This is a genomic window from Vibrio sp. R10-SF1-ISO8, assembly GCF_059833805.1.
Map to the genome: position 1 here is coordinate 841,152 of NZ_JCBDHL010000021.1, position 21,141 is coordinate 862,292.

A 21,141-nucleotide genomic window follows, 5' to 3' on the forward strand; every position below is an offset into this window, starting at 1 on the left:
TGAAAGATACAGCAAACTAATTTGGTGTATCTAAAAAAAACTAAATACCTAATCTAAAGATCCTACTCGCTACAATTCATAGATTTTTAATATTAAAAGTGCTTGTTTGCCATTCCTCTGATTTCTAGTCCTGATAGCCTCTAAACGTCTGTTAACAAGAGGTGGAGTAGAAGTAAATATGGTTACATTGATGCCTGTTTTCTTTACATCGATATCTCTAGGAGACCATTAATTTTTTAATAACGAGGTATTGAATGAAGCTAAATTACAAGGTGTTTTTGTTGGCGGTTTTAACCTGCTTTTCTTTGCAGTCACAAGCGGGGGCGTTTGCTGTCACGGTTGCTTGGAAAACTCAAGATTCCCAAGCAGTGTTTGACATGATGCCGGCGCAAAAAAAAGCTTTTGCGAACTTGGTAGATGCTGGTTACATCAAGGACATGTTTGTTACTTCAAGTCGTATCGGGGAGCAGGATTTCCCTATCATTCGATTTGTTATGCAAGCGGAAAGCGAACAAGAAGTAAGACGTAAATTGTCTAACTTGCCTTTTTCACACAATCAAATGGTGGAGTTTGAGGAAATTCGTGATTTGGGAAGTAAGTGGCTTGATAGTGTTCCAGCATTTGAAAACTATGCGCTTGAGCTTGAGTGGCAAGAGCCAACCGATGCACTTTTAGTTGATAAAGTGCTGGCGGCTGATTTGCAAAAAGTAGTCGATTGGACGAATCAAGGTAAAGTGACGTCAGCCTACTTGAAAAATGATGGTATCGCAGGAACCGAGTTTGTCCGACCTCTGTATTCAATTGCAGTGTTGGCAAAAAATGAGCAGGATGCCGAGTCGATTGCTAATCAGCTTGAGGCAGTAAGGCTAGGCTTAGCGAAAGTCAGCGTCATGAAGCTCGGATTCAAACTAGAAATATAGCGCTTGGCTTGCGAGTTCAACACCAAGACACATAAAAAAGATATTGTATTGAAGGCTACTGCTATGAAGTAGCCTTTTCTAATTAAGTAAAGTCATGAATGAGAAAGCCCTTTTAGAGTTTTGTTTTGAGCATCGCCTGTTGAAAGCTGCGAACAGTGATGAAAAGGTCGTATTGTCCAATTCTGAACTGCATATTTGTTGGTTGTTGTGGCGCGCTTATGGCGATGTGATAAGTCGTGCGGAACTACTGACACAATGTTGGTCAGGGAAAGTTGTAACGGAAAGCTCCTTAAACGTTGCTATCAAAAACGTACGTCAAGCTCTTGCTTCACTGGGCGTCGATATCGAAATACACACCGTGCCGCGCGTTGGCTATCAAATGCGAAACACCCGTTTCACAGCCGGCAGAGATGTAAAGCTAACACATTTAGACTTAGAGAATAAACCTCGCTCTAGGCTTTCGTTACGAGTCAGGAGCGTATTTTGTTTGGTTTTGCCACTGTTGATCTGGTTTGTGTTGTTTGAGCTGATATGCATTTTGGACAAAGAGACTAAGGGAAGGGTTGAGGTGGTGTCATACGGTATTGATATTGAACAACCTCAGTTCCAGTGGTTAAACGCATTGGACGATAACATTGAAAAAGTGTTCCTAATGCCTGCCCATACACCTTGCCGAGAAGTTCAAATCGTCGTCTACAGAGCAGGTCAACTGCAAGACGTGACAGACGATTATCAGCTCTCAGATTGTATGGAGAAACTAACGGATGCATAGTGGTATAAGAAGGCTTACTTTGGTCGTAACCTTGTCTGTTGTACTCTATTTTTTCTTAGGGGTTGGAGGTGCGCTTTTTACCAATGAACGTATTCAGTTTCGTACCGATTATCCGTTGGATGGAAAAGAAACTTTAAGGGTTAACCTTAGCCGGATGAAAATTCAAATGTTTTACCTCGGCTACGACGAATATGGTGACGTCTTGGCATCACGTATGTTTAATGGTTGGTTTTTAAAGTGGCTTAACTACTACTTTGTCGCTTCTCTAGAGCAAAGTGATCCACTTGGCCCACAGTCTTGGAGCATCAAAATATTATATATTGAACAGCTTGATCACGATCAGTTTGTATTGATTAGTCACCTTAGAGGAGCTTACGTTACCTGGGATCAGCGCCGTATTCCTCTGAAAGGTATTTTTAGGTCAGAAAGACAACTCTAGCTCTTATCGATGACCTGTATCTTAGCGCGAATAAACTCACTATGGTCTACATACAGTAGTTCTGCGGTTTTCCTAATCACTGAATCTTCTATTGGGTCAATCTCACCATCTGCATTCGCGACTTCCCACATTGCTTTGATCAGCGCGAAGCGGGTTTCTTGGCTCAACTCTCGAAGTTGGGAGGTGAAATCGTAGAGAGAAGCCGAGTCTTTACTGCGCATTTCTGCCCGGCTCAACAGGGTTGTTGCAGCGGTTTCATCTAAATCGAGTAAACGCGTTAACAGGTGGCGTTTCGCTTCAATTTCAACCTGTTCTATTTGATTGTCCGCACCGGCAACTTCACAAAGTAGGCAAGCGATAGCAAGATTGACATCAGGCTGGGTGTTGTGACTTAAGTCGTGGCCCTCAAGTAACTGTTTGAAAAGCGACGTGATTGAATTGAGCATATTGAAAACCTTTGCGATAACACTATTTTTATAAATAGTGCTTATCCGAGAACATCTCAAGGGTCTTTACAAAAACCTTACTTTTCTTTTATCGGGGGGAACTCCCATTCGACTCCATTGCCAGTCAGTATCGAAATCCGTTTTGGCTTGCCATGTTCATCCAGTTTTAGCTCGCCCACAGCACTGGTGTTAACTAGGCGACGTACGCCTTCCGTATTGGGATCGCGTTTTTTGACTTTAAGGCGCTTACGCTTGGTCAAAAAGTTAAGCGGCGACCGCGGAGAATAAAGCAGCCTATCCGCATGGTCACAAAAGCCAAGCAGTGGTTCGGGGAACTGATTTTTAAACCCACTACAGGTAATTTGGAAAATGTTAGGACTATTGCGTCGGAACCTAAGTTTTATGTCATAGGCGAACGAGTAATGCACATCGCCTGAGAGAATCACAAAGTTGGTCGGCGTTTTGGTATGAGTAAAGATACTCAAAAGTGTATTGGCGCTGCCGGGGTGAGCCATCCAGTTTTCGGCATCAATGAGCAATGGCTGACCAAGCATCGTTGCACCTTTCTGTAGAGCCTCAATAAATTTGACCCCGAACATAGGTGCCGCAGAGACAATAACGACTTTATCTTGATGCATGAGTTCTTGTTGAAACTCAACCAATGCTTCCCAATCCATGAGACCTGAAGGTTTGTTCATACGAGATTCTGAGCGCCAACGGCGAGTGCGGGTATCAAGCACAACCACTTTAGGTGAACTATGAATCGTGTAGTGCCAACGCTCAAAGGTATAGAGGTACTGGATAAAGTTGTCTTGCTGCTGGCCGCCGGGATGGCTTAAGAACCGTTCAGCGATAGCGAGGAATTCTTGATTGAAGTTGTCTGGTTCGTTTCCCCAGCCTTGGCAGAGCCAATAAGCAGCCAGTCCATTGCCAATGATGCGGTTAGAGAACGGATTGCCGTAGGCCGCTTTTTCCCAACCAATAGTTAGGTTCCAATCATCAGTCACATCATGATCATCGAAAATCATATAGGTCGGGATGTGAGCAAACAGCCTTTGGACTTGAGGAAGCCCCGCGACAAACTCTTCAATAACCGTTTTCTCTTCACGCCACTGTTGCTGAAATAGTGGAGTTATCAGCTTACCCGCGTGGACAAATTTCTTATCAAGCAAGTTGTTGATATTGAGATAAGGCCAAAGAGTGGGGGACCAGACCAATAAATACATGGCGAAGAACTCGGAAAAAGTCACCAAGTGGTTTTCTGCTTCGCGAGAACTAAAAATAGGAGTATTGCGGTGTGGGAACAGTTTCGTAAGCCAACTGCCATCGTCAACATAATGAGGCAGAATGTTGTCACGACCATAATAACAATCAGGGTGAGCGTATAATTCTTGGCTTGAACTGATGGGCGCTTGCACAAACTGCTCATCTGGCAGGCCAAGCAATTTGATGGTCTGTAAAATAGCATCAAGTGTTGGCCCTGCAACATGATCCGCATAGATCTGGTCACCACTCATCATGAGCAGGTCTGGGCGCTCTTCCACAGTCTGACGCGCCACTTTCTCGTTAATCTGAATCAGCGCATCTTTACTGGGATGATGTGGGTTACGACAAGACCCGTGAAGGATATAGTCTGCTTTAGTCGAAATCTTAAAAGTCAGCTTCTGTTCATCGCTGTACAGAAGGTCAGGATAGAGTGATGTCAGAGCGCCATGTTGGGTAATAAAATCATAGCTGAGAGCGACATTGGTCGGGAAGTCACCTTTGAATTGGGCAAGCGTTAAATAACAGTGTTTACCAATGGCAAGTTGCTGGCATTCGCTGAGGTCTCGCGAGAAAAGTGTCCCTAACTGTGGCTCTAAGTCGAGTTCAAAATGACCACTTAGCGGCTCACTAGTCACGAGCCAAAATACAAGTTCTTCAGAGGTGATTTTACGTAGGATTGGTCCGGCAATTAGGAAAGGTAAACTGCTATTCATTGACTACTCAGTTGGTGGCTCAGGGACTTCGGGATCTTCTAGGATTTCGATGATTTCTGAACTGGAAAGTTCATGTCCCATCAAAAATAACGCCAGCATGGCGTCTGCTTTGGTCTTTGTATCAGATTGCTCTTCTATAATTTGCTCGAATCGATGGCGAATCATTTCAATTTCATGTTCAACAAACCCTCTACCCTCTTCTTCACCTTGCGTCTCTTCAGGCGCGCTATCGAATGAAAGAAACATCATATCGCCGTCGAGACTAGCATCGAGTAGACGCTCAGGTAGCCAGCACTCTCCAGTGACTATGTCTGGATCGGCGTTATCTGGTAAGGACTCGAGTAATCTTTTTAGTTCTGAGGCTTTCACAATTTTTTGATTTAAGAGATCATATCTTTATATTTTAACGACGAATGACCGAGAAACATAAGTATTAACTGTTTTAATTGGTTAGTTTTTGAGTGCTTTAGTCACTTTTGGGCAAAAAATGATAACTAGTAAACGTCTGCCAGCGTTAGCTTTTGCTGTCAGTAGCTTAATGTCAACTTCACTGAGTGCAGAAGAAAGCACGGCGACAAGTGAACAAAATTGGGGAATAGCGGCGGTATATCGAACGGCAACCATTCCGTTTGACACCCATGATGGTGATCATACAGTAAGTACATTTGTTCCCATGATGTACTTCAACAATGACTATGTATTTGTAAACGGTCTTGAAGGTGGGGCTTACCTTCATCAAAGTGAAGACGAACGGTTTCAGCTCAATGCTCTTATGAGACTACGTTTTGTCGATATTCCCGCAGCGGTACAAAATGCTAATGAAGGTGACTCGTTCGATTTTGGTGGTCAGCTGAGATATAAGCTAGATGATAAGTGGTGGCTAGATACTGAGCTAATGAGCGATAAAGATTTGCGCTTTCATGCCAACTTACGCGCATCTGCAAAGTATGAATATGGCGATTGGGAGCTAGAGCCACACGCGACGCTACGTTACAAAGGTGCAGATTTTAACAGTGAATATTACGCATTTTCTGCGACAACTAAGCAAACTATTGGCGCCGGGATTGATGCAAAAGTGGGACTAAAAGCACGTTACCACGTGCATTCTAATCTTTACCTACTCGGGGCTACCAGTGTGACACGGCTAGACCATAGTGCTTATAACTCCGATGCAGTCGAAGATAGATATCAAGGTGAGTTCTATATTGGTTTTGGTTTCTTTAATGACAAGGCCAAAGCGCCAAAATCTGAGCTAACTAATAAACGGTATGTTCGCTTTGCACATGGTTGGGCGACGCCATCGAATATCGGTGACATCATCACATTTAATGCCGAAAAAGATCCGTACAACAACCAGATGACTTCGGTGTTTTATGGTCATCCATTGACCGATGAGCTGTTTGGTATTCCTCTCGATATCTATTTTACACCGGGTATCGTTCATCATTGGTCATCAGAGGTTCAGTCCAGCGCAACAGAATATATTGCAGCGATTAAGGCGTATTACACGTTTGACTGGCCAACTAAGTGGCGTTTTGGTGTTGCAGAAGGCATGTCATACATCGACAGCATGACTTATGTCGAAAACGAAGAGATGAAATCCAAGGGCTACACCCCGAGCCACTTGCTTAATTACTTAGATTTCTCGTTTGATGTGAATCTTGGTGATCTTATCAACAATCGAGACTTCGATAACATGTGGTTGGGGTATTCTATCCATCACCGTAGTGCGATATTTGAAAGTGCTTCCCAATATGGACGTATCAAAGGGGGCAGTAACTACAATACCCTTTATTTACAAATAGACTTCTAAACAAATACTGAAGAGTAGCAATATCGCTGCTCTTTTTTGTTTCTAGGGGCGTGATATCGGTTGGATCAGTGAATTTTTCCTACTCTTACTACGTAGCAGCATAATAATAGCGGAGGTAATGGATGCGAATAGTCTTCCCATTTGTGCTTGCTTCCTTGGTCGCTTCAAGTGTTTCCAGTGAACCAATACGTTTACTGTCGCTCGATTGGAGTAGTCAGCAAGTCATTACAAAGGCTTTAGGAATACTGATTGAGCAGCAGGGGATAGAGGTGGAGTTTGTTCACGCAACATCTGATGCCCAATGGTTCCTGCTTGCGCAAGGTAAAGCAGATATTCAGGTGGAAGTTTGGCAAGGTTCAATGGGGACAAAGTACGAACAGCTCTTAGCAAAAGGATTCATACAAGAGGGAGCGACCCATCTTGCCCAAACGCGAGAAGAGTGGTGGTACCCGAGCTATGTGGATCAGCAATGTCCAGGTCTGCCTAGATGGGAGGCTTTGAAATCTTGTGCTTCAGTATTTGCCGAGCACAAAGGGGGCAAAGGTATCTACTATACCGGTCCCTGGGAAAAGCCCGATGCGGCAAGAATCAGGGCGCTAGAATTGAATTTGCAAGTACACGTTTTGCCAGACGGTGAATCAATCAACAAGAAGATACATAGTTACGTTAAGGCCAATCGACCTCTGTTGATCTTTAACTGGTCACCCAATTGGGTAGAGGCGAAGTATGACGGAAGTTTTGTTGAGTTTCCGCCGTACAGCAAGGAGTGTGAATTTGAGCCTGAATGGGGAGTGAACAGTAAGTTCAACTGGGATTGTGGCAATCCTAAAGGTGGTTGGCTGAAAACAGCAGTTTCCAACGAACTGAAAGAAAAGTCTTTGTGTGCCTTTGATATTGTTTCTACTTTCAAACTGACAAATCAGCATGTTGCGTCTGCAGCGCTTCTCGCTGACGTAGAAAAACTCTCAGCAAATAAAGCTGCGCTCGAATGGTTGGATAGATTCGCTTCTGAGCAACAAGACTGGCTCAATCATAGCTCTTGTAAGCCTTTGTGACGAATAAATAAAGCACAGGCTCACCCATCCACATCTCGTATTCTGTGATACAATTCGCGCGTTTTAGATCAAGATAAGAATAGGAAACGCTTTGACTTCGTCACAGCCAGAAAACTCAAAAGCAGCGGATAGCCAAGTTCAGGCTAACACTGCTACTTCTCTTCGCAAAGCGCTGAACCAGTGCATGCTGAAAGATAGATTTCGTCTAAGCAAACGTATCTCCGGGGCAAATAAAATTAAAAAAGAAGCCTCACGTAATGCGGTGTTTGATGAGATCGCGCTCGATATTGCCAAATCTATGATGGAAGCAGAGCAACGCACAAGCTACATCCCTAAGATTGAATACCCTGAAATTCTGCCTGTCAGCCAGAAGAAGGATGACATTGCGCAAGCGATTGAGAACAACCAAGTGGTTATCGTCGCGGGAGAAACGGGATCAGGTAAAACGACTCAGTTACCTAAGATCTGTGTTGAGCTCGGTCGTGGCAAGTTTGGCTTGATTGGCCATACGCAGCCTCGTCGTTTAGCGGCGCGTTCGGTGGCGAATCGAATTGCTGAAGAGATGGAAACCAAACTTGGCGAATATGTCGGCTACAAGGTTCGCTTTAACGACCAAATCTCAGAGAACACCCAAATTAAACTGATGACTGATGGTATTTTGCTGGCAGAGATCCAACACGATCGCTACCTCAATCAGTATGACACCATTATCATCGATGAAGCGCACGAACGTAGCTTAAACATCGACTTTATCTTAGGTTATTTGAAAGAACTTTTGCCGCGTCGCCCTGACTTAAAGGTGATTATCACGTCGGCAACCATCGACCCAGAGCGTTTCTCGAAGCACTTTAGTAATGCACCGATTATTGAAGTGTCGGGGCGTACTTACCCAGTTGAAACTCGCTATCGCCCGCTGCGCGGTGAAGACGATGTCGATCGCGACCAATTAGACGGTATTTTTGAAGCGGTTGATGAGCTATGCGATGAAGGTCTGGGTGATATCCTAATCTTCATGAACGGTGAACGTGAAATTCGTGATACTGCAGATGCGCTGTCTAAACGCAATCTAAAGAGCTCGGAAATTGTGCCGCTTTACGCGCGATTGTCTGCGGGTGAGCAAAACAAGATATTCCAACCCCATGCGGGTCGCCGAATCGTATTGGCAACCAACGTCGCGGAAACCTCGTTAACGGTACCTGGTATCAAGTATGTCATTGATCCAGGTACAGCGCGTATCAGCCGTTATAGTTATCGAACTAAGGTACAGCGCTTGCCGATAGAGCCGGTTTCTCAAGCGAGCGCAAACCAACGTAGAGGTCGTTGTGGCCGTGTTGAAGAAGGTATCTGTATTCGCCTTTACTCGGAAGATGATTACAACTCTCGCCCTGAGTTTACCGATCCAGAGATTCTGCGTACCAACCTAGCGTCGGTAATCCTGCAGATGACTGCACTCGGTTTAGGCGATATTGAAGCCTTCCCATTTGTAGAAGCGCCAGATAAACGCAATATTCAAGACGGTGTAAGGCTGCTAGAAGAGCTTGGTGCGATCAACGAAAAAGCCAAAGATCCGAAAAAACGCCTAACTTCAGTCGGTCGTCAATTAGCCAAGCTGCCAATTGACCCGCGCTTAGCTCGTATGGTGCTTGAAGCGCCAAAATACGGTGCACTGAAAGAGCTGATGATCATCGCTTCTGCCTTGTCTATTCAAGATCCGCGCGAGCGCCCAAGCGAAAAACAGCAATCGTCAGATGATAAACATCGCCGTTTCTTCCATGAAGAGTCTGATTTCCTAACGTTTGTAAACTTGTGGGATTACGTTCAGAAACAGCAGAAAAAACTGTCTGGTAACCAGTTCCGTAAGCAGTGTAAGCAAGATTACTTGAACTGCTTACGTGTGCGTGAGTGGCAAGATGTTTATTTCCAAGTCCATCAAGCGATGCGTGAAATGGACTTCAAACTTAATGATGAACCAGCTAGTTATCAAGGTGTGCATAGTGCAATTCTCGTTGGCCTGCTATCTCACATTGGTATGAAAGACGCAGAGAAGAATGAATATCAAGGCGCTCGTAATGCTCGTTTTCATATCTTCCCTGCTTCAGGCCTTTTCAAGAAGCAGCCGAAGTGGATTATGTCCGCAGAGCTGGTGGAAACCTCAAAGCTGTGGGGTAGAGTCATTGCTAAGATTCAACCGGAATGGATTGAACCTTTAGCCAAGCACCTGATCAAGCGTAGCTACAGTGAACCACATTGGTCGAAGAAGCGATCAGCAGTCATGGCGCACGAGAAAGTGATGCTTTACGGAGTGCCAATTGTGCCTAAGCGTCTGGTGAACTACGGCAGCATAGACCAGACCGTAAGCCGCGAAATCTTTATCCGCAGCGCGCTTGTTGAAGGTGAATGGGAGACCAAGCACGCGTTCTTCAAGCAAAATCGCAAGCTATTGCAAGAAGTTGAAGAACTTGAGCACAAATCTCGCCGTCGTGACATTCTTGTTGATGACGACGAGCTGTTTGACTTCTACGATCAGCGTGTCGGTACAGAAGTTGTGTCTGGCAAGCACTTTGATACATGGTGGAAAAAGGCATCTCGCGATAATGCGGAATTGCTTAACTTTGAAAAAGAGATGCTGTTTAAGGGCGATGCGAGTCATATCACCGACCTCGATTACCCAAACTTCTGGCATCAGAGCGGACTTAAGCTCAAGCTGAGCTATCAATTTGAGCCGGGAGAAGATAACGATGGTGTGACAGTACATCTCCCGTTACCGATTTTGAATCAGGTTGAACAAGCAGGATTTGACTGGCAGATCCCAGGTTTACGCCATGAGTTAGTGGTGAGCCTAATCAAGTCCTTGCCAAAAACCATTCGTAAGAATTTTGTTCCGGCACCGAATTACGCGGATGCGTTTTTAGCGCGTGCGACACCAATGGAAGCGCCGCTGCTTGATTCGCTAGAGAAAGAGCTACGCAGAATGACGGGTGTTGAAGTACTGCGTGAAGACTGGAACTTAGAGCAAGTGCCAGACCACTTGAAAGTGACTTTCCGTGCCGTTGATCATCGCAACCGTAAACTAAAAGAAAATCGCGATCTGCATGAGCTAAAAGAGAGCTTGAAAGACAAGGTGCAAGAAACCTTATCGAAAGTGGCAGACGATGATATTGAGCAGCAAGGGCTACATACGTGGAGCTTTGGCGAGTTGCCAAAAGTGTATCAGCAAAAACGTGGTGGTTACGATGTGAAAGCTTACCCAGCCATTGTTGATACCAAAGATAGCGTTGAGATTAAGCTGTATGAAACCGAGCACGAACAGGTTTCAGCAATGCAAGCAGGGCAACGCAGGCTGATCTTGCTTAACGTACCTTCGCCAATTAAGTATCTGCATTCGAACTTGCCGAACAAATCGAAACTCGGTTTGTACTTTAACCCGTACGGCAAAGTGCTAGACCTTATCGATGACTGTATCGCTTGTGGTGTTGACAAGCTGATTGAAGAGAAGGGCGGATTGGTTTGGCAACCTGAACAGTTTGAAGAGCTCAAAGAGCATGTTCGCGCTGAATTAGGTGATACTGTGGTAGAAATTGCCCAGCAAGTTGAGACAATTCTGACGACGGCATTTAACATTAACAAGAAGCTAAAAGGTAAAATCGACTTTACGATGGCGTTTGCTCTGTCTGATATTAAAGCGCAAATTGAAAGCTTGATCTTCAAAGGTTTTGCGACTGAATGTGGATGGAAGCGACTGCCTGATATTTTGCGTTACATGAAGGCGATCGAGCGCCGGATGGAAAAGTTACCTATCGACCCGAATAAAGATCGCTTACACATGCTGAAAATTGAGTCAGTTACTAATGATTACAAAGAGTTACTGAATAAAATTCCAAAAGGAGTGGTCGTGCCCGACAACGTCAAAGAAGTACGTTGGATGATACAAGAGCTACGAGTGAGCTATTTTGCTCAACAGCTTGGCACACCATACCCAGTATCGGACAAGCGTGTAAAAATGGCGATTGATGCTTGCTAGGTATGTATATTGCATAACTAATTATACAGTTCATAATTTTGACGAATACGGCAGGGACTTGCCACACTGGTTCCTGCACCTTGAAACTAGAGAAGGTTTACTATGAAAAAGACACTACTAGCGCTAGCTCTGATTGGCGCATCTGCTACAGCTTCTGCGGACTCTTGGATCTACGGTGGTGCAAGTGTAGGTCAAGCTGATCTAGCGAATGATTCATCGACTTCTTACAACGTTCACGTGGGTACAGGTATTCTACCGCTAATTGGTCTTGAAGCGGGCTACCAGAACTTTGGTAAATTCGACAATATCACTTACGGAAACTTTACAGGCAAGCTTGAAGGTTCAGGTGTCTACTTTGCGGCAAAGCCAAGTATCGATTTCGGTCCTCTTCATGTCTATGCGAAAGCAGGCCTGCACTCTTACGAGCTAACAGGTACGAATTTTAAAGAAGACGAAATCGATATGATGTATGGCATTGGGGCTGAATACTTCGTGATGGGCCCTATCTCAATGGGCGCGAGCTACAGTGTTTTCAATATGAAAGAGAAAGACGTTAAGAACTTCTCTCTAAACGCGACTTTCCACTTCTTCTAAGCGCGAGAAGAGACATTTCAATTTCTAAGCCTGACTTCGGTCAGGCTTTTTTGTATCTGGTAACCTCTCGGGTTGCTATTTATTCATTTAACCCCAATACCTTATGATAGGTAGGCGCCTTTGTTACAAGTCGCCAATTAGGAAATAAGGTACAACTATGCAATCAACGAGTGCTCCAAATCTTGAGCAGCCTAACCCGGCTCAAGAGTTACCAAAGAAAAATTTGGGGATATTGTTAGAACTGGTCAACTTTATCAAACCTTATAAGTTGAAGGTTGCCGCTGCTTTGATTGCGTTAATTGTCACTGCCTCATTAACACTGTCGGTCGGTCAAGGAGTGAGAATCTTGATTGACCAAGGTTTTGCTCAGCAATCGGTGCAGGAGCTAGGTAGTGCGATTGGATTTATCCTTGTCGTTACCTTGCTGATCTCTATAGGTACGTTTTTCCGTTTCTATCTCGTTTCTTCGGTAGGGGAGCGAGTAAGTGCTGATATTCGGCTCGCGGTATTCAACCATATCATCACTCTTCATCCGAGCTATTTCGAGACCAATGGTAGTGGCGACATTATGTCGAGAATCACGACAGATACCACGTTACTTCAGAGCATTATTGGCTCTTCGTTCTCTATGGCGATGCGCAGTGCGCTGATGTGTATTGGCGCGGTGATTATGTTGTTTGCAACCAACATTAAACTCACGCTTATCGTTTTGGCTTCGGTGCCATTTATCCTAGTTCCAATTCTGTTTTACGGGCGACGAGTACGAGCTTTGTCTCGTCAAAGCCAAGACTCGATGGCAGATGTGGGGAGTTATGCTGGCGAGGCTATAGAGCATATTAAAACAGTGCAAAGTTACAGCCGTGAAGCGCAAGAAAAACGCTTTTTCTCCAACGAGGTAGAGCGAGCGTTTGAGATAGGGCGTAAACGCGTATTACAACGAGCGATCCTCATCTCTGGGGTGATTGTGATTGTGTTTAGCGCCATCTCAGGAATGCTATGGGTTGGTGGTAGTGACGTCATCAATGGTGTTATGTCAGCGGGTGATTTAGCGGCCTTTGTTTTCTATGCGATTATGGTTGCCTCTTCACTAGCGACAATTTCCGAAGTACTCGGAGAGCTGCAACGCGCAGCGGGAGCCACTGAACGCCTGATCGAAATCCTGAAAGTAGAAAGCCATATTACCGCGCCAGAATCAATAAACCAAAGCACAGATATACTGAAAGCGGAAGTCTCATTCAATGATGTGTCCTTTCACTATCCTTCACGACCTGACCAACCTGCGATGCAAGATCTTAATCTTGTGGCCGAAGAAGGAAAAATCCTTGCGCTGGTTGGGCCTTCAGGGGCAGGGAAGACAACCTTATTTGAACTTTTGCAGCGATTCTATGACCCTCAACAGGGCAGTGTTTTGTTAGGTGATATGGATGTAAGGGAGTTCGCCCCGCAAGATCTAAGAAACCAGATGGCCTTGGTACCTCAGCAACCGGCCTTGTTTAGTCATGATGTTTTCCACAACATTCGCTATGGCAACCCAGAGGCGACGGATGCACAAGTGATCGAAGCAGCAAAGAAAGCGCACGCTCACGACTTCATTATGAACTTACCTGAAGGATACAACAGTTTCCTTGGCGAGCGCGGAGTCCGATTATCGGGTGGGCAAAAACAACGCATCGCAATTGCTAGAGCGATTTTGAAAGACCCGAATATCCTCTTGCTTGATGAAGCGACCAGTGCCCTCGACAGTGAAAGCGAACATCATGTACAGCAAGCGCTTGAAGAGTTGATGCGCGGTAGAACAACGATCATCATTGCGCACAGGCTCTCTACCATTAAACATGCCGATAAAATTGCAGTTTTGGATCATGGCCGGCTAGTCGATGTTGGTGACCACCAATCACTGCTAGAAAGTTGTGAACTCTATCAGCGTCTAGTTGAATTGCAGTTTAAACACCTTGAGAGCCATAGCTGACCATGTGTGGCAAGTTTATAGGAGAGATGGGATGAAACCTACTGCGTTGTTTGTTCATGTGCCCGATGTAGAAGCTGGCCTTGATTGGTACCAGAAAGCGTTTCCCATGGCTGAGGCTGTCTATTTACCCGATTACGATTTTACTTTGTTGCGCTTAGGGGATTTTGTTATCGAATTGGTACAAGCGGATGCCAAGGTCTCTAATGGGAAAAGTGGCACTGTGCTTTATTGGCTTACCGATAACTTGCAAACTCGAATCGAAGAGCTGTGCGCTCTAGGTGCAAAACTTTATCGAGGCCCACTCGACATTGAAGATGGCATGATCATGCTTCAGCTTGAAGACCCATTCGGCAATCTAATCGGATTACGCGGTCGTAAAAACTAAAAAGCCACTCAATCGAGTGGCTTCAAATTCAATATTATCAGCGATTAAGCTTGTTGCTTTTGCAGTTCAGCTTCTTGCTCTTCTTCTTCAATTAGCGCATCAACAATGACTGCACACGCTGCATCACCTGTGATGTTCAGTGCTGTACGAATCATATCGAAAATACGGTCAAGAGCGAACAGTAGCGGTAGACCTTCAATTGGAATACCTGCTGCTAGAAGTACGGCAACAACAAGGAAAGATGGGCCTGGAACACCGGCTTGACCAACAGCGCCTAGTGTTGATGTTACGATGATTGCGATGTATGCGCCCATGCCTAGGTCGATGTTGAACAGCTGAGCAAAGAAGATTGCCACTAGGCCATAGTAAATCGCATTACCCGACATGTTAATCGTTGCGCCTAATGGCAGAACGAATGATGCTGTCGAGTTCTTAACGCCTAATTCGTGCTCAACCGTGTCCATAGTCACTGGCAGAGTTGCCATTGAAGAGGCTGTAGACAGAGCAACGGCTTGAGGCTTCTTCATTGCTGTCAGGAACTTCTTCGCTGAAGTCTTAGTGAAGATATGTACCATCAGTGGGTAAGCGACGAAACCAAAGATAAGGATAGCAGCGACGTATACAACGAATAGCTTGAATACGACCATAAGTGCGGCAAAACCAAAAGTACCAACTGCTTCTGCCATAAGACCGAATACACCGATTGGTGCGATGATCATTACCTTGTTGATCATCCAAACCATAGCATCAACGATACAGTTTACACCGTTCATGATTGGCTCACGGCGCTCTTTTGCTTGCTTAGAAATAGCAATACCAAAGAACATACAGAAAACTAGGATCTGTAGGATGTTTGCTTCGTTCAGTGATTGGAAAACGTTGGTTGGGATCATACCAGTAATGGTTGCCCAGAAAGTAGGAAGTTCACCTTTAGAAGCGTACTCAGCCGAGAACATACCCTCGACACCAGACACATCAATGCCAAGACCAGGTTTGAATACTTCGCCCATAAATAGCGCTAGCGCTACAGCTAGAGCTGAAGTCAAACCAAAATAGCCCAATGTGACCAAGCCAACTTTACCAGCGGATTGGCTGTTACCTAGGCCAGCAGCACCAGAAATTAGTGCAACGGCAACTAGCGGGATAACTAGCATCTTAATTAGATTGATGAAGATCGCGCCCAGTGGAGCGAACATAGTTGCGCTGTTCCCCATCAAGGCACCAACGGCAGTACCTAGGATCATAGCTATGACAACTTGAACACCAATGTTGTTTAGCAAACTCTTTTCTTTTAACACTTCCATAACCTCTGTGCTAATAAAATTTAAAATCCAAGAATTACCCACCATTTTGATTATTAACAATGGATAATAATATCGTCTTGCTTTGTACACTTTAATTTTACAATTAGCAATATGCGTTATAGCGGGTTCGGATGATTAGTAATCGATTTATTGATTGGTGCTAAGTTTTTGCACAAAAGAAAACGTTTGCTATAAATCGAGGTTATCTATTTTGGAGAGTTATTTGCCGAAAGAAGAGAAGTCGAGGGGGCTTGAGTAAGCGGAGAAATGTTAAAAAAAAGATCAGATTCTTACGTTAATAAGAAGCTGATCTCATAGATGTTTAGATGGCTAACACGTTACTTTTGTGTTGCAGCCTTCATTGAAGAAACAAAGTTTGCGAGCTGATTTAACATCTCTGCTGGGTTTTCAGTATTGTTTTCAATGATTTTGACTACGGCTGAGCCGGAAATTGCTCCCGCAGCGCCTGCTTCGAGAGCCTGCTTAACTTGTTCTGGCTCAGAAATACCGAAACCTAGCAGTGCCGGAGGTGCATCAAACTGATTCAGTTTGCTTAGCATATCGCCGACAGGCATATTTGCTTTGGTTTCAGCACCAGTTACACCTGCACGAGACAGTAGGTAAGTATAACCACCACCAAGCTGAGAAACTTGCTGAAGTGTTTCGTCACTTGCTGTTGGTGGTGCGATGAAGATTGGGTGAATACCGTGCTTTTCTGCAGCCGCGACGAACTCAGCACTTTCGTTGGTTGGAACGTCTGCGATCAAAACAGAATCAATCCCGGCTTGAGCGCAGCGCTGGTAGAAGTTTTCGATACCGCGTGAGTAAACCAAGTTAGCATACATCAGTAGGCCGATTGGCAGTTCAGGGTATTTAGCTCGAATCTTACCGATTTGTTCGAAGCAGATATCAGGTGTCGCGCCAGAATCTAGAGCTCGAATATTTGCACCTTGAATAGTTGGGCCATCTGCTAAAGGATCAGAAAACGGAATACCTAATTCAAGCGCATCTGCACCTGATTCAACGAGTGTTTCCATGATCTTGTAAGACTGCTCTGCGTTTGGATCGCAAACCGTTACAAAGGGTACAAATGCGCCTTGGTTTTTCTCGTTTAGGCGCTCAAACATCTTCGCATAACGACTCATTAGATCACTCCTTTTTCTTCTAGGATGGCGTGTACGGTGAAGATGTCTTTGTCACCACGACCGGATAGGTTAACAACCAATAACTGTTCTTTCTCTGGGTTCTCGCGAGCCATGCGCAGTGCGTGCGCTAGTGCATGAGAAGACTCAAGCGCAGGAATGATACCTTCGCTACGCGCAAGCTCTTGGAAAGCGTCTAAAGCTTCGTCGTCGGTGACATTGTCATACTCTGCACGGCCTATGGCATTAAGGTGTGCGTGCTGTGGACCAACAGAAGGGAAGTCTAATCCCGCAGAAACTGAGTAAGATTCTTCAACCTGACCATTTGGATCTTGCATCAATGGTGCTTTCATACCGAAGAAGATACCCGTTTTACCATGCTTAAGAGGAGCACCATGTTGGTCGGTATCAATACCTTTACCTGCTGGCTCAACACCAATTAAACGAACGCTTTCTTCTTCAATGAAATCTGCAAACATACCAATGGCGTTAGAACCGCCTCCAACACAGGCGATAACTGCATCAGGAAGACGACCTTCGCGAGCAAGGATCTGGTTCTTCGTCTCTTCACCGATCATGCGTTGGAAGTCACGAACAATAGTCGGGAACGGGTGAGGGCCAGCTGCTGTACCTAATAGGTAGTGCGCATCCTCATATGTTGCAGACCAATCACGCAGTGCTTCGTTACATGCATCTTTGAGCGTCGCAGAACCTGAATGAACAGGAATGACTTCAGCGCCCATCAGTTTCATACGGAATACGTTCGGGCTTTGACGTTCAACGTCTTTAGCACCCATGTAGACTCGACACTTAAGACCGAGCAAAGCACAAGCGAGCGCTGTTGCCACACCGTGTTGGCCTGCACCGGTTTCAGCGATGATTTCATTCTTACCCATGCGTTTAGCCAGTAACGCTTGACCCAATACTTGGTTGGTTTTGTGCGCACCACCGTGAAGCAGGTCTTCACGTTTAAGGTAAAGTTTGGTCTTTGTGCCTTTAGTTAGGTTGCGAGTCAGTGTAAGCGCTGTTGGGCGACCTGCATACTCTTGTAGCAGTGACATAAATTCGCTACGAAACTCTGGGTCTTCTTGAGCATCAATAAACGCTTGTTCCAACTGCTCAAGGGCTGGGACCAAAATTTGTGGTACGTACTGACCACCGTATTCGCCGAAGTAGGCATCTAGCTTTGCCATGTTAAAATTCCTTTCACTTAGAGCGCGTATACAACGCGCTATACAAATTCTTAATAATTTCTGATTGCTGCAAAAGCTTGTTCTAGCTTTTCGCCATCTTTCTTACCAGGGGAGTGCTCGACACCCGAGTTGAGGTCTAATCCCAAACAGCCTTGAGCCGCTGCCTTTTGCGCGTTGAACGGTGTAATGCCGCCGGCCAACATCACCTTTGAAGGGTCGCCGATTAATGACCAATCAAATACTAAGCCTGTACCACCGACTTGAGAGCCGACTTTAGTATCAAGCAAGTGACGGTCAACGTTATTCTCGATAAGTGCAGGGACACTCTCGCTTACGCCATACGCTTTCCAGATTTCAACACCGGAAGGTAAAGATGTCTTTAATGTGTCAACAAACGCTTGATCTTCCTTGCCATGAAGTTGAACGGCAGCGAGGCCTAGTTCGTTGACAGTTGTGATGATTTGCTCATGTTGATGGTTTTGGAATACACCTACATACTTAAGCGGCGTGCCACTCATTGTTAGTCGTGCGGATTCTAACGACACAAAGCGTTTAGACTGCTCAACAAAAATTAAACCACCAAAAATAGCGCCTGATTTGTAAGCTTTCGCGGCATCATCTGGGTGAGTCAAACCACATACTTTGTTTTCACCCAATGTTACTTTACGAACGGCGAGTTCAAGGTTTTCTTCTGCCATTAAAGAGCTTCCGATGAGGAAGCCGTCAGCGAAATCGGCAAGATCTCTCACTTGTTGGTGAGTGTAGATTCCAGACTCAGAGATCACGGTTGCTTCAGGAGCAAGTTGACGAATGGTCGGTGCCAATTCTTTGGTTCGATTTAGGTCGGTCGAGAGGTCACGTAAGTTACGGTTGTTGATACCAATGACTTTCGCTCCTAACTCTACCGCGCGATGAAGCTCTTGTTCATTACTAACTTCAGTCAGTACGCCCATATCGAGTGAATGAGCCACATCAGCCAGTTCTCGATATTCTTCGTCATTCAACACGGAAAGCATTAGTAGAATCGCATCGGCGCTATAGTGGCGTGCCAAATAAACCTGATAGGTATCAACCATAAAGTCTTTACATAGAATTGGCTGTTTCGCTTGCTTTCTTACCTGAGGTAGGAAGTCGAAGCTGCCTTGAAAGTACTTCTCGTCGGTTAACACCGAAATGGCGTTTGCATGGTTGTTGTAAACTGATGCTATGTAATCAAGATCAAAGTCATCGCGAATTAAACCTTTGGAAGGGGAGGCTTTTTTACATTCGGTGATGAAAACAGTCTTGTCTTGTTTTAGCGCTGTATAGAAGCTGCGGTCTGATGGCGTTAGATCACTCTTGAATGTCTCAAGTGGCTGTGACTCTTTACGCTCAGCAACCCATTGGTACTTGTCGCGAACAATCTTAGCTAAGACTTCTGCCATCTCAGCTTCTTTAACAGAAACATGTTCGGATAATTTTTCTTTTACCTGAGTCATTTTCATAACCTTATTGTTCGAGGTGTTAAGCGTGAGCCGCCAATTTCTGCACTAGCTCATAAGCCTTGCCAGAGTTCATTGCTTCAAGAGCTTGCGCTGCGTTTGCTTTAAGGTCTTCGTGACCAAATAGACGCATGAGTAGTGCCACATTGACGGCTACAGCACCTGCTTGAGCTTCTGTGCCTTTACCCGTCAAGATATGGGTCGTGATAGCCTTGTTCTCTTCCGGTGTGCCACCTTTAATTGCTTCGAGTGGATGCTGGTTTAAGCCAAAGTCCGCTGGCGAAACTGTGTATTCATGAATTTGGTTATCTCTGATTTCAGCAACCGTGGTTTCACCGTGAATCGCGACTTCATCTAAGCCACTACCGTGGACAACCGCTGCGCGTTTCATGCCCATCTTAAGCATGGTTTCTGCGATAGGGCGAACCAACTCTTTACTGTATACACCCATTAGCTCGATGTTTGGACGAGCAGGGTTAATCAAGGGGCCAAGGATATTGAAGATGGTACGTGTTTTCATTGTTTGACGCACAGGCATAGCATGACGTACACCGCTGTGATATTGCGGCGCAAACAAGAATGCGACACCGATTTCGTCGACCGCGTTACGCGTATCTTCAGCACTCATTGCTAAGTTAATACCAAATTTATCGAGCAGGTCTGAAGAACCAGACTTACTTGAAACGCTTCGGTTACCATGTTTCGCGACTTTTAAACCACATGCGGCTGCGACAAATGCAGATGTGGTGGAAATATTAATGGTGTCGTGACCGTCACCGCCTGTTCCTACAATATCAGCAAAGTCATAATCTGGACGTGGGAATGGGTTCGCATTGGCTAACAAGGCCTTTGCTGCGCCAGCAATTTCGTCTGGAGTTTCGCCTTTGATTTTTAGCGCAGTTAAGGCTGACGCCATCAGGATTTGGTCTAACTCACCGCGGATAATAACGTCGAAAAGCTGTTGGCTTTCCTGCTCGCTCAGTGACTCTTGCTCGTAAAGTTTGTTGATAATCTGTTCCATGACCTTATTCCTTATTTGTCGTTCTTCTTTAGAGCCCACTCAATGGCATTAGCTAGCAGCGTCGCACCGTAGGTAGTCATAATTGATTCTGGGTGAAATTGGAAGCCACACACCTTGTCTTGCTCTTGTACTACAGACATCACCAAATCATCAACCTCAGCCGTGATGGTTAAAGACGATGGCACTTCGGTTGCGACTAACGAATGATAGCGAGCACTCGCAAGAGGAGAAGGTAGCTCAGCATAAGTGTCGTGGTTTTGGTGTTCCATCATCGATACTTTACCGTGAATGATTTCACCCGCGCCAGCAACGGTGCCGCCATAGGCTTCGACGATTGCTTGGTGACCTAAACAAATACCAATCATAGGTACTTTGCCTTTAAGACGTTGAATAATCTCTGGCATTGAGCCTGCTTCTGACGGAGCCCCCGGACCTGGAGATAGCAGCACTACTGGGTTATCTAAATTAGCGACTGTCGATTCAATCACTTCTGCCGCGATGTTGTTACGGTAAATCGTTACGTCGTGACCTAATGAGCGGAATTGATCGACTAGGTTATAGGTAAACGAATCAAAGTTGTCGATAAAAACGATATTTGCCATCTCGA

General features: G+C 45.2%; 18 protein-coding genes. 9 read left to right on the top strand and 9 right to left on the bottom strand.

From position 1 onward, the window contains the following. The first annotated feature begins 254 nt into the window (after window positions 1–254). The 3 genes from AC6R00_RS21965 to AC6R00_RS21975 all read left to right on the top strand — a co-directional run bounded on the left by AC6R00_RS21965 (window position 255) and on the right by AC6R00_RS21975 (window position 2,131). Window positions 255–920: a hypothetical protein gene (locus tag AC6R00_RS21965; protein WP_500641928.1), complete on the top strand. Its 666-nt coding sequence runs from the start codon at window positions 255–257 to the stop codon at window positions 918–920. 94 nt (window positions 921–1,014) lie between these two features. Beyond that, a complete protein-coding gene (locus AC6R00_RS21970; RefSeq protein WP_500641929.1) occupies window positions 1,015–1,692 on the top strand; it encodes a winged helix-turn-helix domain-containing protein in 678 nt (225 codons plus the stop codon). Next, window positions 1,685–2,131 (top strand): hypothetical protein, encoded by a 447-nt coding sequence (locus AC6R00_RS21975; RefSeq protein WP_500641930.1) that lies wholly within the window; start codon window positions 1,685–1,687, stop codon window positions 2,129–2,131. Before AC6R00_RS21970 ends, AC6R00_RS21975 begins: the two co-directional genes overlap by 8 nt. Here AC6R00_RS21975 and AC6R00_RS21980 read toward each other — a convergent pair. The 3 genes from AC6R00_RS21980 to AC6R00_RS21990 form a co-directional block, all read right to left on the bottom strand. Next, window positions 2,128–2,577: a tellurite resistance TerB family protein gene (locus tag AC6R00_RS21980; protein ID WP_500641931.1), complete on the bottom strand. Its 450-nt coding sequence runs from the start codon at window positions 2,575–2,577 to the stop codon at window positions 2,128–2,130. The two genes, AC6R00_RS21975 and AC6R00_RS21980, sit on opposite strands and share 4 nt — an antisense overlap. A gap of 77 nt (window positions 2,578–2,654) precedes the next feature. After that, on the bottom strand, window positions 2,655–4,556 hold the full coding sequence (locus AC6R00_RS21985; protein ID WP_500641932.1) for an alkaline phosphatase D family protein: 1,902 nt from the start codon (window positions 4,554–4,556) through the stop codon (window positions 2,655–2,657). A 3-nt stretch (window positions 4,557–4,559) separates the two neighbouring features. Continuing rightward, window positions 4,560–4,925 carry a VC1380 family protein gene (locus AC6R00_RS21990; protein WP_004743343.1) on the bottom strand — a complete coding sequence of 122 codons (366 nt, stop codon included), beginning with the start codon at window positions 4,923–4,925 and terminating at the stop codon, window positions 4,560–4,562. A 118-nt stretch (window positions 4,926–5,043) separates the two neighbouring features. Here AC6R00_RS21990 and AC6R00_RS21995 point away from each other — a divergent pair, with 118 nt between their 5' ends. The 6 genes from AC6R00_RS21995 to AC6R00_RS22020 all read left to right on the top strand — a co-directional run bounded on the left by AC6R00_RS21995 (window position 5,044) and on the right by AC6R00_RS22020 (window position 14,393). Then, window positions 5,044–6,369 carry a MipA/OmpV family protein gene (locus tag AC6R00_RS21995; RefSeq protein ID WP_500641933.1) on the top strand — a complete coding sequence of 442 codons (1,326 nt, stop codon included), beginning with the start codon at window positions 5,044–5,046 and terminating at the stop codon, window positions 6,367–6,369. A gap of 122 nt (window positions 6,370–6,491) precedes the next feature. Further along, window positions 6,492–7,424 carry an ABC transporter substrate-binding protein gene (locus AC6R00_RS22000; RefSeq protein WP_500641934.1) on the top strand — a complete coding sequence of 311 codons (933 nt, stop codon included), beginning with the start codon at window positions 6,492–6,494 and terminating at the stop codon, window positions 7,422–7,424. 184 nt (window positions 7,425–7,608) lie between these two features. Beyond that, complete coding sequence (gene hrpA / locus AC6R00_RS22005) at window positions 7,609–11,445, top strand: ATP-dependent RNA helicase HrpA (RefSeq protein ID WP_500642224.1); 3,837 nt, start codon at window positions 7,609–7,611, stop codon at window positions 11,443–11,445. Between the two features lie 102 nt (window positions 11,446–11,547). Continuing rightward, window positions 11,548–12,039 carry a porin family protein gene (locus AC6R00_RS22010; protein ID WP_500641935.1) on the top strand — a complete coding sequence of 164 codons (492 nt, stop codon included), beginning with the start codon at window positions 11,548–11,550 and terminating at the stop codon, window positions 12,037–12,039. Window positions 12,040–12,196: 157 nt separating this feature from the next. Beyond that, on the top strand, window positions 12,197–14,008 hold the full coding sequence (locus AC6R00_RS22015; protein ID WP_500641936.1) for an ABC transporter ATP-binding protein/permease: 1,812 nt from the start codon (window positions 12,197–12,199) through the stop codon (window positions 14,006–14,008). 31 nt (window positions 14,009–14,039) lie between these two features. Then, window positions 14,040–14,393 carry a VOC family protein gene (locus tag AC6R00_RS22020; protein ID WP_500641937.1) on the top strand — a complete coding sequence of 118 codons (354 nt, stop codon included), beginning with the start codon at window positions 14,040–14,042 and terminating at the stop codon, window positions 14,391–14,393. Between the two features lie 44 nt (window positions 14,394–14,437). Here the strand turns inward: AC6R00_RS22020 and AC6R00_RS22025 are convergent, their stop codons facing one another. The 6 genes from AC6R00_RS22025 to AC6R00_RS22050 all read right to left on the bottom strand — a co-directional run bounded on the left by AC6R00_RS22025 (window position 14,438) and on the right by AC6R00_RS22050 (window position 21,136). Further along, window positions 14,438–15,742, bottom strand: a complete 1,305-nt coding sequence (locus AC6R00_RS22025) for a dicarboxylate/amino acid:cation symporter (RefSeq protein WP_500641938.1) — start codon at window positions 15,740–15,742, stop codon at window positions 14,438–14,440. Window positions 15,743–16,035: 293 nt separating this feature from the next. Beyond that, complete coding sequence (gene trpA, locus AC6R00_RS22030; RefSeq protein ID WP_004743949.1) at window positions 16,036–16,842, bottom strand: tryptophan synthase subunit alpha; 807 nt, start codon at window positions 16,840–16,842, stop codon at window positions 16,036–16,038. Next, on the bottom strand, window positions 16,842–18,032 hold the full coding sequence (gene trpB, locus AC6R00_RS22035; protein WP_004743950.1) for a tryptophan synthase subunit beta: 1,191 nt from the start codon (window positions 18,030–18,032) through the stop codon (window positions 16,842–16,844). Before trpB ends, trpA begins: the two co-directional genes overlap by 1 nt. A 50-nt stretch (window positions 18,033–18,082) precedes the next feature. After that, complete coding sequence (gene trpCF, locus AC6R00_RS22040; RefSeq protein WP_500641939.1) at window positions 18,083–19,510, bottom strand: bifunctional indole-3-glycerol-phosphate synthase TrpC/phosphoribosylanthranilate isomerase TrpF; 1,428 nt, start codon at window positions 19,508–19,510, stop codon at window positions 18,083–18,085. A 25-nt stretch (window positions 19,511–19,535) separates the two neighbouring features. Further along, the gene (trpD, locus tag AC6R00_RS22045; protein WP_500641940.1) at window positions 19,536–20,534 is read right to left on the bottom strand and encodes an anthranilate phosphoribosyltransferase; all 999 of its coding nucleotides are present in this window, start codon (window positions 20,532–20,534) and stop codon (window positions 19,536–19,538) included. An 11-nt stretch (window positions 20,535–20,545) separates the two neighbouring features. After that, window positions 20,546–21,136, bottom strand: coding sequence for an aminodeoxychorismate/anthranilate synthase component II (locus AC6R00_RS22050; RefSeq protein WP_500641941.1), 591 nt, complete (start codon window positions 21,134–21,136; stop codon window positions 20,546–20,548). Window positions 21,137–21,141: the final 5 nt, after the last annotated feature.